The sequence below is a fragment of the Microbacterium endophyticum genome (genome assembly GCF_011047135.1).
Taxonomy (GTDB): Bacteria; Actinomycetota; Actinomycetes; order Actinomycetales; family Microbacteriaceae; genus Microbacterium; species Microbacterium endophyticum.
In genome coordinates this window covers 1717210-1731337 of the sequence record NZ_CP049255.1, presented here as the reverse complement: position 1 = coordinate 1731337, position 14128 = coordinate 1717210, and the positions used below count along the sequence as shown (strand labels likewise).

The 14128-nt window shown below is 64.8% G+C and carries 16 protein-coding genes; 3 read left to right on the top strand and 13 right to left on the bottom strand.

The annotated features are described in order from the left end of the window. Positions 1 to 104: 104 nt before the first annotated feature. Positions 105 to 746 (top strand): 2-phospho-L-lactate guanylyltransferase, encoded by a 642-nt coding sequence (gene cofC, locus G6N83_RS08070; protein ID WP_165141014.1) that lies wholly within the window; start codon positions 105 to 107, stop codon positions 744 to 746. A gap of 1 nt (position 747) precedes the next feature. On the opposite strand, the gene G6N83_RS08065 is transcribed toward cofC, so the two are convergent. After that, positions 748 to 1191, bottom strand: a complete 444-nt coding sequence (locus G6N83_RS08065) for a hypothetical protein (protein ID WP_165141012.1) — start codon at positions 1189 to 1191, stop codon at positions 748 to 750. 209 nt (positions 1192 to 1400) lie between these two features. On the opposite strand from G6N83_RS08065, the gene G6N83_RS08060 reads away from it, so the two are divergent. Next, entirely contained in the window at positions 1401 to 1922 is a 522-nt protein-coding gene (locus G6N83_RS08060) for a GrpB family protein (RefSeq protein WP_165141010.1), read from the top strand. Between the two features lie 207 nt (positions 1923 to 2129). Here the strand turns inward: G6N83_RS08060 and cofD are convergent, their stop codons facing one another. From cofD to hemE, 11 genes are all read right to left on the bottom strand, one after another. Next, a complete protein-coding gene (gene cofD / locus G6N83_RS08055) occupies positions 2130 to 3089 on the bottom strand; it encodes a 2-phospho-L-lactate transferase (protein WP_165141008.1) in 960 nt (319 codons plus the stop codon). Next, positions 3086 to 4438 carry a glutamate-1-semialdehyde 2,1-aminomutase gene (gene hemL, locus G6N83_RS08050; RefSeq protein ID WP_165141006.1) on the bottom strand — a complete coding sequence of 451 codons (1353 nt, stop codon included), beginning with the start codon at positions 4436 to 4438 and terminating at the stop codon, positions 3086 to 3088. The genes cofD and hemL overlap by 4 nt, the downstream gene beginning before the upstream one ends. A gap of 13 nt (positions 4439 to 4451) precedes the next feature. Further along, positions 4452 to 5387 carry a porphobilinogen synthase gene (gene hemB / locus G6N83_RS08045; protein ID WP_208379852.1) on the bottom strand — a complete coding sequence of 312 codons (936 nt, stop codon included), beginning with the start codon at positions 5385 to 5387 and terminating at the stop codon, positions 4452 to 4454. 44 nt (positions 5388 to 5431) lie between these two features. After that, positions 5432 to 6235 (bottom strand): uroporphyrinogen-III synthase, encoded by an 804-nt coding sequence (locus tag G6N83_RS08040; protein ID WP_165141002.1) that lies wholly within the window; start codon positions 6233 to 6235, stop codon positions 5432 to 5434. A gap of 11 nt (positions 6236 to 6246) precedes the next feature. Beyond that, positions 6247 to 7251, bottom strand: coding sequence for a hydroxymethylbilane synthase (gene hemC / locus G6N83_RS08035; protein ID WP_165141000.1), 1005 nt, complete (start codon positions 7249 to 7251; stop codon positions 6247 to 6249). Continuing rightward, positions 7248 to 7958 (bottom strand): hydrogen peroxide-dependent heme synthase, encoded by a 711-nt coding sequence (hemQ, locus tag G6N83_RS08030; protein ID WP_165140998.1) that lies wholly within the window; start codon positions 7956 to 7958, stop codon positions 7248 to 7250. Before hemQ ends, hemC begins: the two co-directional genes overlap by 4 nt. An 80-nt stretch (positions 7959 to 8038) precedes the next feature. After that, entirely contained in the window at positions 8039 to 8341 is a 303-nt protein-coding gene (locus G6N83_RS08025) for a hypothetical protein (protein WP_165140996.1), read from the bottom strand. Further along, positions 8331 to 8744: a phage holin family protein gene (locus G6N83_RS08020; protein ID WP_375782608.1), complete on the bottom strand. Its 414-nt coding sequence runs from the start codon at positions 8742 to 8744 to the stop codon at positions 8331 to 8333. The genes G6N83_RS08025 and G6N83_RS08020 overlap by 11 nt, the downstream gene beginning before the upstream one ends. Beyond that, a complete protein-coding gene (locus G6N83_RS08015; RefSeq protein WP_165140992.1) occupies positions 8741 to 9130 on the bottom strand; it encodes a hypothetical protein in 390 nt (129 codons plus the stop codon). The genes G6N83_RS08020 and G6N83_RS08015 overlap by 4 nt, the downstream gene beginning before the upstream one ends. Before the next feature lie 106 nt (positions 9131 to 9236). Continuing rightward, positions 9237 to 10703, bottom strand: coding sequence for a protoporphyrinogen oxidase (gene hemG, locus G6N83_RS08010; protein ID WP_165140990.1), 1467 nt, complete (start codon positions 10701 to 10703; stop codon positions 9237 to 9239). Further along, on the bottom strand, positions 10700 to 11764 hold the full coding sequence (hemE, locus tag G6N83_RS08005; protein WP_375782611.1) for a uroporphyrinogen decarboxylase: 1065 nt from the start codon (positions 11762 to 11764) through the stop codon (positions 10700 to 10702). The genes hemG and hemE overlap by 4 nt, the downstream gene beginning before the upstream one ends. Positions 11765 to 11854: 90 nt before the next feature. Here hemE and G6N83_RS08000 point away from each other — a divergent pair, with 90 nt between their 5' ends. Further along, complete coding sequence (locus G6N83_RS08000) at positions 11855 to 13180, top strand: glutamyl-tRNA reductase (protein ID WP_165140986.1); 1326 nt, start codon at positions 11855 to 11857, stop codon at positions 13178 to 13180. Here the strand turns inward: G6N83_RS08000 and G6N83_RS07995 are convergent. Then, complete coding sequence (locus G6N83_RS07995; RefSeq protein WP_165140984.1) at positions 13140 to 14063, bottom strand: EamA family transporter; 924 nt, start codon at positions 14061 to 14063, stop codon at positions 13140 to 13142. The two genes, G6N83_RS08000 and G6N83_RS07995, sit on opposite strands and share 41 nt — an antisense overlap. Positions 14064 to 14128 lie beyond the last annotated feature (65 nt).

Sequence of the window (14128 nt, the reverse complement as noted above, 5' to 3'; positions counted from 1 at the left end):
TCCCTCGGCGGCCGCGCACACTTCCCTGCACGAACTCAGGCAATATTTGTCGCGCACGGGCGCCGGGCAGCGTGATTCCGGCAATCCGGCACCGGGGCAGCAACATGCAGCCTGAGTACGTGCAGGGCACGGATGAGGCACGCGCGGGCTGGGTTGTCATCATCCCCGTGAAACCCAGTGCGATCGGCAAGTCACGGCTCGTCGGCACTGGCATCGATCGGATGCCACTAGCCCGAGCCATCGCCCTCGACACGATCACGGCGGCCGCTGCCGCGACCGAGGTGTCACGCGTCATCGTGGTCACCGACGATGAGCTCATCGCAGCGGAGTGTGCACAGATGGCGGGTGTCGAGGTCGTGACCGAAGCACCAGCATCCGGTCTGAACGCCGCCATTGCACGGGGTGCCGCCCACACAGATGGCACCCACCGTGCAGCGCTGCTGGGCGATCTTCCCGCCCTGCGCGCAATGGATCTCGACCAGGCTCTACATGCGGCACTCAATGTGGACCGCGCGGTTGTTGCGGATGCCGAAGGCACCGGGTCGACGCTCGTCACTGCCCGCGTCGGCGTACCGTGGCAGAGCGACTTCGGTACCGATTCGTTCGAACTGCACCGAGCTGCCGGGTTTGCGCCGCTGAGCCTCCGCGCCGACTCGTCTCTCCGACGAGACGTCGATACGCTCGCGCAACTGAACGATGCGAAGGCCTTAGGACTCGGCCCGCGCACGCGTCAGCTCGTCAGTTGACCTAAACCGCGTCAGTTATGCAGTCGCCTGCCAGGGCGGAGCAGCTCACCGCAGGCTGCACACTCGTCGATGCACCTTCTACCGAGAAGCGGCCCGCTGGCACCTGAAAGATGAACGCGGCGATCAGAGCGCAAACGAATGCGATCGCTGTGAGGGCAAGAAGCCCCCTTTTTCGATGAAGCGCCGCCGCAACGAGCGCGACAAGAAGCGCGCCGACCGCGATTCCTGCTGTCCACACGTAGCGGTCATTCTGCGCGGCGGTCACTTCAACGGGCGCCGACCCCATCCGGAAGTACATCTGCACCCACTGCACCGGAAGCGCGAATGCGAGCGAGCCCCCGATGGTGAGCAACATGATGGCGAGCCCGGCGAGCGCTCTGGAGGAAGAGATGGTGGAGCTCGCGGGTGCTGGCGTCGCTGCTGCAGAAGTTGTCATCGTCGACATGCCCGAAGCATAGTCAGCAACCCCACGCGCGACCAGCATTGATGCAAAACCATGAGAAAGAGGTGCCCGCCCGTCAATCCGGCGATTGCACGTACTCAGGCAAATCGGATCGAGCTCGGCCGGAGCACGCCGGAACATCAAGTCTTCGAGAAGATGGGACGCGCGCACTGCCTGAGTTAGTGCAGGGGAACCGCATGAGAGCCTGAAGCGTGGACGATGTGGAGCTGATTGGCGGCGTCGAGCCGCGCGCGATAGTTATCGTCGATCCCGACCCGGCCTGGCCAGAGCGGTTCGTTCTGGAACACGCGCGGATCAGCACTGCACTCGGTACTCGCGCCCGCCGCATTGACCACATCGGCTCGACTTCGGTGCCGGGGCTTCCGGCGAAACCCATCATCGACATCGATGTCAGCGTGGCCGACGTCGAAGATGAACGCGACTATGTGCCGGCGTTGGTTGCAGCTGGATACGTGCTCCGCGTCCGCGAGCCCGGTCATCGCATGCTGCGCACTCCGAACCTCGATGCCCACGTCCACATCTGCACCGCCGGCAGTGAGTGGGAAGAAAACCACCTACTGTTTCGCGACTGGCTCCGGCAGCATCCCGCCGATCGAGATGCCTACGCGGTGCTCAAACGGCAGCTCGCTACCCGCGACTGGGCAGATATGAACCAATACTCGGATGCCAAAACCTCGTTCATCACCGAGATCCTGGTCCGCGCGCGCAGCTGACATCGCCCGTGTCTGCACTCACGCTGAGGCTGGCCCAGCCCGCGCCTGCACTAACTCAGGCTGTGTGGATCGGGCGAGACGAAGCTTCCGCAGAAATCCGGGGTCGAGGCACAGTCACACCGACACATTGCCTGAGTTAGGGCAGGGGGTCGGCCTAAGTAATCCACACGGGAATAGGGCGTATGGGAATAGGGCGCAGCCTGGTCCTCAGCGGCCGGCGGAAATTGCTGCCGCGGCGAGTGCTTCTGTGGTATCGGCGTCGCGCATCCACAACGGCACGACGTCGACCGATATACCCAGGGCTTCAACGGATGCCGCAAGCCCAGCATCTTCTTCGGCTATGAGCCATGTGTCCAGCACGCCGCCGTCAAGGCGCGCGCCGTAGTGGGCAGCTACCGCGTCGGCCGCTGTGCGAACGCCCACGGCGTTCAGGCACACGTCCGCCATACCGCGAACGACGTTTCCCCCGATGATGGGTGACACACCGATGACGGGGCCACCGGTTGCTCGCAGGGCTTCATGGATTCCGGGCACCGCGAGGATCGGGCCGATCGACACCACCGGGTTCGACGGCGCGATCAGCACGAGCTCGGCGTCTTCGATCGCCTCGATCACACCGGGCGCCGCGAACGAATCGGCAATGCCGGGGTTCTCGAAGCCCGCGGGGGGCAGCTGGGCGCGATACCTCGTCCACCACTCTTGAAAGTGCAGCCGCTCGCCGTTTTTCAGCAGCACGTGGGTGTCGACCTCGTCATCGGTCATCGGCAGCAGCTTGGCGCCGAGCGGCCAACGCTTCGACATCCGCTCGAGCACCTCAGTGGGGGTCAGCCCGTCGCGCAACCATCCGGTGCGGGCGATGTGTGTGCCGAGGTCGAGGTCTCCGAGAGTGAACCACGGCCACCCCGTGCCCCACGCCTGCAGCTCGGTGTTGACGCGCTCGGTGTCGCCGGCTCGGCCCCACCCGCGTTCGGTGTCGTTGGCTCCAGCCAGCGCGTAAACCATCGAGTCGACGTCGGGTTGCAGCCGCACACCCGACAACCAGATGTCGTCTCCGGTGTTGACGATGACTGTCGCTTCGGGCTCACCGAGCGTGGCAAGCGCAGCGCGCACGCCGAGGGTGAATTTCGACCCGCCGACACCGCCGGCAAGCACGACGACTCCACTCACGGGCGCACAGCCTCCGCGGCCGCGCGCGCGGCAATCGGCAGCGCCGCGAGCACGCGCCCGAGAGCATCGTCATCGTGAGCTGCGGTCAAGAACCACGCTTCGAAGACACTCGGCGGCAACGAAACTCCGGAATCGAGCATCGCGTGGAAGAACGCCGGGTAGCGCCAGGATTCTTGCTCGAGAGCTTGGGCGTACGTGCGCGGAGCCTCGTCGGCAAACACGACACCGAACAGCGACCCGGCACGCGGCACGGCATGCGCGATGCCCTCCATCGCGAGCGCTCCCGACAGCGCGGTGGCAACAGCGGATGCCGCAGCATTCACCTTCGCGTACACCTCGGGGGTCGCGAGCCTCAGCGTGGCGAGTCCTGCCGCAACCGAAAGCGGGTTGCCCGACAGCGTGCCCGCTTGGTAGACGGGGCCCAGGGGTGCAAGTGAGTCCATGACATCGGCACGTCCGCCGAGGGCGGCCAGAGGCATCCCGCCGCCGACGACCTTGCCGAAGGCGAAGATGTCAGGAGTGTAGATTTCGCCCGCTTCTTGCTGAAGGCCCCAGTAGCCCGCGGGGTGCACGCGGAAGCCCGTAAGTACCTCGTCGAGAATCAGTAGTGCCCCGTGCTCGTGGGCGATATCGGCGAGCGCCGCGTTGTAGCCGGCATCGGGCGCGACAACGCCCATGTTGGCCGCGGCTGCCTCAACGATGACAGCGGCAATCTTGTCGCCGTGTACGGCGAATACTTCACGCACGGCGTCGAGATCGTTGTACGGCAGAACGAGCGTTTGCGCGGCAATCGGAGCCGGCACGCCAGCCGAGCCCGGCAAAGCGAGGGTCGCCACGCCAGAACCTGCGGCAGCGAGCAGTCCGTCGGAGTGACCGTGATAGTGCCCGGCGAACTTCACGAGCAAGTCGCGACCGGTGTACCCGCGCGCGAGACGAATCGCCGTCATCGTGGCTTCTGTTCCGGTCGAGACCAGGCGCACGCGCTCCACCGGTCGACGCACGGCGTCACCTTCGCCAGGGGCGACAACCCGCTCAGAGATCACCGTGGCGAGGTCGACCTCGGCTTCAGTGGGAGCACCGAACGAAAGACCACGGGATGCCGCATCCTGTACCGCCGCGACAATCTCGGGGTGAGCGTGGCCCAACAGCGCCGGGCCCCACGACGCTACGAGATCGACATAGGAGGTTCCTGCAGCGTCGGTCACGTACGGTCCTGTTGCCGAAGCGAGAAAACGCGGCGCTCCGCCAACGGAACCGTAGGCGCGCACGGGAGAGTTCACGCCTCCCGGAATCACTTCGCGCGCGTGGGCGAACAGGTCATCGTTGCGGTCGTGAGTCGGCTGATTCACCGAGTGGTTCTCCTTATAGTTCTTCGCGCAGCCACTGGGCGGCCTCGGTCGCCCAGTAGGTGAGCACAGCGTCTGCTCCGGCGCGGCGGATCGACGTGATTGATTCGAGCACTGCGCGGCGACGGTCGATCCAGCCGTGCGCTGCCGCGGCTTCGACCATGGCGTATTCGCCGGAAACTTGGTAGGCCCATACCGGCACATCAACGGCTGCGCGCACATCGGCGAGCACATCGAGATAAGGCAGAGCAGGCTTCACCATGACGATGTCGGCCCCCTCTTCCACATCGAGCAGCGCTTCGCGCAGACCCTCGCGTCCGTTGGCCGGATCAAGCTGATACGTGCGACGATCGCCGACGAGCTGCGAATCGACAGCTTCACGGAAGGGCCCGTAAAACGCCCCGGCGTATTTTGCCGAGTACGCCATGATCACTGTGTCGGTGAAACCAGCACCTTCGAGAGCTGCGCGAACAGCGAGCACCTGACCGTCCATCATTCCCGACAGACCGAGCAGGTGAGACCCTGCCTCAGCCTGAGCGAGACCCATTGCCGTGTAGCGCTCGAGCGTTCGGTCATTGTCGACGGCGCCCGATGGCGTGAGCACTCCGCAGTGTCCGTGATCGGTGAACTCGTCGAGGCAGAGATCGGTCTGCACAACGAGCGCGTCGCCGACTTCTTCGATGAGAGCTCGAGTCGCGACGTTCAGGATGCCGTTGGGGTCATCAGCACCTGACCCTTCGGCGTCGCGCACGGCGGGGACCCCAAACAGCATGACTCCGCCGACACCTGCAGCCGCGGCATCCGCTGCCGCACGTTTGAGCGAATCGACAGTGTGCTGCATGACGCCGGGCATCGAGCTGATCGGAACAGCCTCCGAGATGCCTTCGCGTACGAACATCGGCAGTACGAGTTGGCTCGGAACCGGCCAGGTCTCGCGCGCGAGCCGGCGCATCGCCGGGGCCGAGCGCAAACGGCGCGGCCGGTGAGCGGGAAAACTCACGACTGGGCCTCATCGAGTGCGTGCGGCAGGGCGTAGCGCGAAACAGCATCGATGAGCGCTGTCGCTGTCTGCTCGTCGGCGATCACATCAACATCGAGCCCGGCATGTTTGGCATCTTTCGCCGTACGCGGGCCGATAGCCGCAATCACCGTGTCAGCGGGAATTTCGGGAAACTGTAGGTGCACCTGCTCGGCAACAGAACCACTCGTCACCAAAATGGCGTTGATACGGCCGCTCGCAACATCCGTGGCGATTTTCTGCGTGACGGGTACGCCCACAGTGCGGTACGCGACGACCGAGCGCACGCGGTGGCCGGCCTCGATGAGGTGACGCGTAAGCACGGGCTTTGCGATTTCACTTCGCAGGGTCAGGATGTCGCGGGGTTCAGGTTCAAGCTCCACCAGCTGCTCTGCCATGCCTGCCGCGGAATTGTCGCGCTCGGGCACGAGGTCGACGCGGTATCCCACGGCCTGAAGTGCAGCGGATGTCGTTTCTCCGACAGCGGCGACCTTCGTCTCGTGCGGAATCGTCGCGCGGTACGAAACGAGTACATCGACTGTCGTGGCACTGGTAATCGTCAGCCAATCAAACTTTCCGGCGGCGAGGTCAGCGAGGGCCGTTTCGAGAGTTGCTTGGTCATTCGTCGAAGCGAAATTGATAAGGGGAGCCACGACCGGCACTGCGCCCTGCTTGCGGAGATTCGCGGCGACGCTGTCGCCCCACGGACCGCCACGAGGAACCAGCACTCGCCAACCGGCGAGGGGCTTGGCCTCAGCGGTGCTGCGTAACTGTGAGTTCATGGAGTCGACTTTCACGGTGCGAGGTCAGCCGCTCCACGTTCGAGCAACCGACGTGCGACATCTTCTCCGACACTGCGGGCTCTTGCATCGGATGTTGCGCCGTCGGCAGCTTCTGCACCATCGCCACTGCCTGATTTTCGAGCATACCCCGACCAGAGAGGCGTCGTTTCGTCAAGACCGATGCTTTTTTTGCCATCGAGGGCGTAAACCACGGCGTTCAGCCGCACCTGGTCGCCGTTGAGCGTCGCGTGCACCCCGACCGGTGCGTGGCAGCCAGCATCGAGGCCCGCCAGGACGGCGCGTTCTGCGTCGACGGCAGCGCGGGTCCCCGCGTCGTCAAGCTCGCTGAGCGCTGCGCGCAGATCAGCGGGTGCGTCGTCACGGGTTTCAATCGCCAGCGCGCCCTGCCCGGGAGCCGTCGGCCAGACGTCGAGGCTGAGGTGCTCGAGCTGCAATCCGTCGGTGACCGGGCGCCCATCGGCTCCGAGTCGAGATATCCCCGCTGCGGCAAGAATCACGGCATCTAGTTCACCGGAACGCACGCGCGACAGTCGCGAGTCGACGTTGCCACGGATGTCTCTGACCTCGAGCTGCAGGTTGCTCGAGAGCGCCTGAGCCCGGCGCCGCGGCGAACCGGTTCCCACCGTTGCAGCAACGGGCAGATTATGAAGCTCCGTGCCGTCACGCGTGATGACGACATCGCGAGCATCAACTCGCGCAGGAATAGCCGCGATCACGAGCCCGGGCGCTGGAGCTGTGGGCAGGTCTTTCAAAGAATGCACAAGGAGGTCGCACTCACCCGCAGCGAGCGCTTCGCGTAAGCGTGTTGCAAAAACACCCTGCCCACCAAGACTCGATAGTGACGCGCGGGAAACATCACCTTCGGAGGTGATCGGCACGAGCACGACGTCGCGGCCCGATGCTGCCGAGAGCGCGTCAGCAACCTGCTGCGATTGCGCAGTTGCGAGCGCACTCCGCCGCGTTCCCAAGCGCCACGGTGTGGGCGCTGACGTCACGCCAGAACCTCTGGGATGGCCTCGAGTTCGATGCGACGACCGGTATAGAAGGGGACTTCTTCACGCACATGACGGCGCGCTTCGGTGTAGCGAAGGTCGCGCATCATGTCGACGAGATCGGTGAGCACGTCTGCTTCCATCGGCAGCAACCACTCGTAATCGCCGAGGGCGAAGCTTGCGACTGTGTTCGCCGTTACTCCGGTGAACGCAGCACCCTTGCGGCCATGCTCCGCAAGCATCTGACGGCGCTCGGCCTCCGGGAGGAGATACCACTCGTAGCTACGCACGAACGGGTACAGACACAGCCACTCGCGCGCCGGCACGTCGCGCAAGAATCCGGGCACGTGGGCGCGATTGAATTCGGCGTCGCGGTGCACGCCCATGGCGTTCCACACCGGCAGAAGCGGACGGAGCAGTTCGGTGCGTCGAAGGCGACGGAGGTCACGCTGGAGATCTTCGGGATTCGGTCCGTGCAGCCACACCATGAGGTCGGCGTCGGCACGGAGTCCGCTCACATCGTAAAAACCGCGAACCGTGACGCCACCCTGCTCGATGAGGGCGACAATGTCTTCAAGCTCGGTCGACTCAGTCTCGACGACCGGGTGCTCCGGGTCACGGCTGAAGATCGCCCACAGCGTGTACTGCGTACCGGGTCCTTCAGCGTTCGTTGCGGAATCTTCCCGGTGATCGTGGTGCTCAGAAGCCATACTCACCAGTGTCTCTCTCGCTGCGCGCGATACCAAACGGGCAGGATGCAGCGTCTACCCGCCGGGGTGTTACTTCGTGTTCAGCGCAGGTAAAGGCGCACGGCGCCCCACACCACAACGCCGACCGCTGTGGCGAGCCCCACAGCTCCCACAACAGCAGCTGCGGGCTTGCGCTTTGCGAACGCACGCGCGCGTTTTTGCGCGCGGTCAGCCGCGATTCCGGCTCGCTTAGGAAAATTCGCCTTTTCCTCGATTGCGGCCAGAGCCGCCTTCAGTTCGGCGCGCGCCTTTTCGACAGGATCGGTAATACCGAGGGGAACTCCGGTCCGCGGCACGGGAACGGGCGAATTCACTGACGACGCTCCCTGCAGGTTAGAACTCATCTGTGGCCTCCTTCACGGCACGCACATCTTCTGCGATCGACTGGCCGGGGTTCTTCGCGCGCGAGATCTTGCGGAACTTCATCAACCCGAGCAGCGCGAGGATCGCGACGATGACGATCATGACCACAAAGACCACGAGTGCCGACAGCCACGCGGGCCACCATGAGGCAAGCCCGATGATGACGAAAGCGCCAAGGGCCGGCACTGACCAGAACAACACGAAAAGTGCAGCGACGAACCAGCCGGCACCGATTCCGACATCTTTCGCAGTGCGCGCTACCCAGGACTTCGCCGAGTCAACTTCGGCAACCACGAGATTACGGACGAGTTCGGGAACTTCACCCACGAGGGTGAGGAGGCCATCATCGGCGCGGTCGCGGAATCCACGAGGCGTCGTCATCATTTGCCGCCGTTGAGTTTCTCGTCGATGTCGTCGGCTGCTTTCTTTGCGGCGGCCTCAGCTTCTTCCGCCGTGACCGTCGCGGCATCTGCGATGTCACGCTTCGACTTCTGGGCTGCGGCAACTCCGGCATCGACACGTTCGCCGGCGCTGCCCTTCGCAGCAACGGCCTTCGTGATCTTGACGGCGCCATCCCACAGCGCGTTCGGAACGGCCAGGGCCGCCGACGTGCCGAAATCTTTCACTTTGCTGACCTGGTTCTGCACCGGGTCAAGCTCCCACACTTTCTGGGCTTGAGTCTTGATCTGCTCGTACCGCTTGCGACCGGCACGGGTGCCGAGAACGTAGCCTGCGGCGAGTCCGACAACGAGTCCTACTTTGCCCCTCATGGGGTCTCCTCACGCTCGGTGGAGGTGCTGGTGTGACACCAGGCTATCGCCGTATTCCAAATCCGGCATCCACTTGACAAACGTGGACACCATCAGCAGCATCGCGTCACTCGCTTTGAGCGCCCCGGCCCCACAGCGCTGCGCGCCGCACCCGGTCGGATTCAGCGATGGCATCAGGCACGACCTGAGCCAGGCCGGTGCCCGAGATCCACGCTCCGACGGCGCCGAGCCCCGAGACCGCCCGAATGGCGCCGCGCGCGGCCGCGACTGCCTCCGGTCGCCCACGCGTTGCGGCGGGCTGCGACTGTACATAGCTGTCGCGATGCCAGCCCCGCACTTTTTGCGGGTGCAACGCGACGCCCAGGAGAGCGGATGCCTCGGCCACAGCGAGTGCGACAGCATCCGTGTCGTTCAACTCGGCGGTCGCAGGCACCTCGCCCTGAGCGCCAAACGACACCCGCACAACGTGCGTGCCGGATTCTGTCAGCGCATCAAGCCAGGGCCATTTGGCCGTCGAGTGCGTGAGCGCCTTCGCAACGTGCGAGTTCGGCACTGTGAGCACACCCGTGCCACGAGGGTGCGTGTCGAGTTCGGGTGCATCGATCACGAGCGTGATGAGTTCGACTTCAGGGGCAGCTGCCGTTTCAGCTTCAAGTGCAGAAACCACGGGAGACAGGAGCGCCCGAGCTTCGGGCTCAGTAACAGCGACGATGACTGCGGTGAATTCCTCGGCCCCCTCGGTTACGGCACCGTCAGTGGTGAGACCCCAGCCGGTGGGTGTCTCGGTGAGAGCTGTGACCGACGTGTTGACGCGGATGTCGACACCGAGGTCGAGCAGTCGAGCACTCAGCGCCTCGACAAGACGAGTCATGCCACCGGCAAGTCCCTGCACGGCACCGCCGGGCGCGCTCTGTCGACCACCTACGAGGTCGGCGACAGCGCCCGAAAGTGATCCGGTGCGAGTGAGAGCAGCATTCAATCCTGGGGCTGCGAGGTCGACGTCGATGTCATCTGGACGCGCGGAGTAGACCCCGGTGGTGACGGGGGCGACCAAACGATCGAGCACGCGCTGACCCATGCGCTTTCGCACAAGATGACCGAGACTGCGGTCGTGACCGATCGTCAGTGGAGGTCGCAGCCGGTCGACATACGCACGCCAGGCCCCGCTCCAACCGAGAATGCGGCGCACGTCTTCGCGCCAGGGGTTGTCGGGAATCCCCAAGACGCTCCCCCCAGGAAGGGGTGCCGCTCCCGTGGGGAGCCCGGCCACCCACGCACCGACAGGGTTCGGTGACGCGACGGCATCTGAAAGGTCAAGTTCATCGATGAGCGCGCGAACGTGCCCACCGCGCGTAGCGAAGCTCTCGGCGCCCACATCGACAGTGAGCCCCGCAATCTCGGCGGAACGCAGCACCCCACCGAGGCGATCGGATGCCTCAAACACAGTGACCTGCAGTCCCACACGAGCGCACTCCATCGCCGCGATGAGACCCGCTATGCCGCCACCGACGACAGCTACTCTCGTGTGCCCCGCCTGTTCTGCGAGGTGTGCGAGGTCTTCGACGCCACTCACACGCCCGCCTCGTGGGCGAGCGCGACGATGCGCGTCAGCACCTCGGGATCTGTGTCAGGAGGCACACCGTGACCGAGGTTCAAGATGTGGGCGCGCGCGACACGGCCGCGGTTGATCACGTCGTGAACATGGGCTTCGAGCACCGGCCATGGTGCCTGCAGCAATGCCGGGTCGATGTTTCCCTGCACCGTGACGTCGGGGCCCAAAAGCTGAGCCGCTTCATCGAGCGGAGTGCGCCAGTCCACGCCCACAGCGTCGACGATGCCTCCCAGGCGCATGTCGGTGAGGAACCGATCGGTACCGACGCCGAAGTGGATGCGCGGCACCGTGACGCCGGCAAGAGCCGCGGTTGAGTGAGGTGCAACGAACGCACGGTAGTCGGCAACCGAGAGCGAGCCCGCCCACGAATCGAACAACTGCACGGCGCTGGCGCCGCCATCCGTTTGCGCTTTCAAGAACGCTGCCGAAACTTCAGCAAGCCAACCAGCAAGTCGGTGCCAAGACTCGGGGTCAGCATGCATCATGGCGCGGGCACGCAGGTGCTCTTTAGAAGGACCGCCCTCGACGAGGTACGCGGCGAGCGTGAAAGGGGCACCGGCAAACCCGACGAGCGGAGTCTCTCCGAGTTCACGGCAGACCATCGCAACGGCTTCGCGGATCGGCCCAGCGGCCGCTGCGACTTCTGCCGGGTCGACCATCGTGATGCGGTCGACATCTGCGGCGCTGCGCACAGGGTTTGAAAATACCGGCCCCCGACCGGACTCGATTTCTACCTCGATACCCGCAAGACGCAGCGGCACAACGATGTCGCTGAAGAACACGGCAGCATCGACACCGTGGCGGCGCACCGGTTGCAGGGTGATCTCGGCGGCAAGCTCCGGCTCAAGGCACACGTCAAGCATTCGGGTACCGACTCGCAGCTCGCGGTACTCCGGAAGCGAGCGACCAGCCTGTCGCATAAACCACACCGGCAGCCGGTCACTTCGTTCACCGTGCAGGGCCCGAACGAGAGCGGATGCCGCGGGGCCTGTGGGCGCCACCTGGTCGAGGTCGTTCGAGATGTCACTGAGCACGGTCCTATTCTCCCATTCCCCTCCCTGTGGGAGACCTGACTCGGCACCCGCACATTTCTCGGGGCGTAGAATGCTCTGGTGCTGCTGTGTTTAAGCGCGAGTCATAAGACCGCCCCGTTCGAGCTCCTCGAGCGATTGAGCACCCCCAGCACTGCTGTTGCACCGCTCATCGCAGCCCACGGTGAATGCGTGCAGGGCGCTGTGGTGGTGGCGACGTGCAATCGTTTCGAGGCATACGTCGAGATGGACGAGCCCGTGACCGCAGCCGATGCTGTCGGCGTCGAAGCGGCACTCGCGGCGATTGAATCAGCAACCTCGGTGACGATCGCGGAGCTCGAGGGCTCCTACGAAGTCATCACCGGTTCGGCTGTCGCCGAGCATCTTTTCTCAGTCGCATCAGGGCTCGAGTCAGTTGTCGTCGGCGAGGGTGAGATCGCGGGCCAGGTGCGACGCGCGCTGACGGAAGCGCGCACCGATGGCACGACGTCTCCCGAACTCGAACGCCTCTTTCAGCGCGCCTCCGAAGCGCAGCGCGACGTGAAGAACTCAACGGCCCTCCAGCGCGCCGGTCGTTCACTCGTGCGACTCGCACTTGATCTCGCCGACAGCCGAATCATCGATTGGGCTGAGCTTCGCGTGCTCCTTGTCGGCACCGGCTCCTATGCCGCAGCAACTCTTGCCGCCCTTCGCGACCACGGCGCCCAAGACATCACGGTGCACTCGCCCTCTGGACGCGCCGCGGCATTCGCGGCGAAGCACGGCATTGCGGCCGTCTCGCACGAGCACTTCCCGCTGGCCGCAGCCCACGCAGACCTCGTCATCACCTGCACGAGCTCAGAGCTTCCTGTCGTGAACGCCGCTCTCCTCGGCGGCGCGGCCATTGCAGACACAGCAACTACCGCCGGATGCCCGGTGGCACACTCCGCGACGAGGCGCATCGTGATCGACCTCGGTCTTCCTCGAAACGTCGACGCCGACGTCGCAGAGCTTGCCGGAATCGACCTGCTCGACCTCGAAACCATTCGCCTCCACGCGCCCCTCGAAGAGCTGCAGGCGACGGATGCCGCGCGAACTGTCGTGCGGAACGCTGCCGCTCGCTTCAGCGTTGTCGGCGAGCGCCGCAGCATCACCCCCGCCGTTGTTGCGCTTCGTAGCCACGTCTTCGGCGTTCTCGAGGGTGAGATCGCTCGTGCCCAGGGTCGCGGCGACGACGGTCGCACCGAACAGGCGCTTCGACACCTCGTCGGCGTGCTGCTCCACAGCCCGACCGCCCGAGCCCACCAACTCGCTGAATCTGGTCGCGGAGATGACTTCATCGCAGGCCTCAACGCCGTGTTCGGTATTGAGCTGCCAGACGCTGTGGCTATCGCAGACGACGAGCCTGAGGCATCCGCCACCGCTTGATCTGGGCGAGTAAGCCCGTTGTGATGGCAACGCCCACGAGCAGTGCTCCGCCGCCGATGAGCTCGGCAACTGTGGGCACTTCGTCTTGCACGAGCCACGCCGCGAAGATGCCGACCACCGGAACCAGCATCGTGAACGGTACGACAGCCGAGGCTTGGTACTTGCCAAGCAGTGTGTTCCAGATGCCGTAGCCCACGAGGCTTGCGAGCCACGCGGTATACGCGGTTGAGAGCAATTGCGGCACGGTGAGATGCGTGAGCGCGTAGCCGACGGCGCTCGGGCCGTCGAACAACAGCGAAATCGCAAAGGCCGGGATGGGCACGACGAGTGCCGACCAGACCGTCATCGAGAGTCCGGCGAGCGGCGCCGGAGTACCGCCGGGCGCGCTTCGGCCCACCCGCCGGGTGAGCACGTTGCCGATCGCCCACGCAGTCGCGGCGCCCACCGAACACATGAACGCCAACAGCGCCACGTCGCCGCCTCGGCCGAGTCCGATGATCAAGAGGCCGAGGGCGCCCACCGATATCCCGATGAGTTGAACGCGGGTCGGCACTTCGTGCAGCACCATCGCCGCGAAGACGACAGTGAGCACGACCTGACCCTGCACAACGAGAGATGCAAGCCCCGGCGGCATCCCGAGCGCGAGCGAAATGTAGAGCATCGAGAACTGGGCGAGACTTAAGAAGAAGCCGATCGCGGCGATATCGCGCCAGCGCGCGGCAGGCTTCGGCACGAAGAAGATCGCGGGGATGATGACAACCACGAACCGGATCGCGAGAAAGAGAAGCGGGGGCATGCCTTCGAGACCCGCATCGATCACGACGAAGTTCATGCCCCAGATGAGGGCGACCAGGAATGCGGCAAGCGTCGCGCGTAAGGGCATGGGTCTACTCAACCGGTATTAAGCATGTACGTCCAGCGCACGTTAATGCACGATTATCAGTGCGA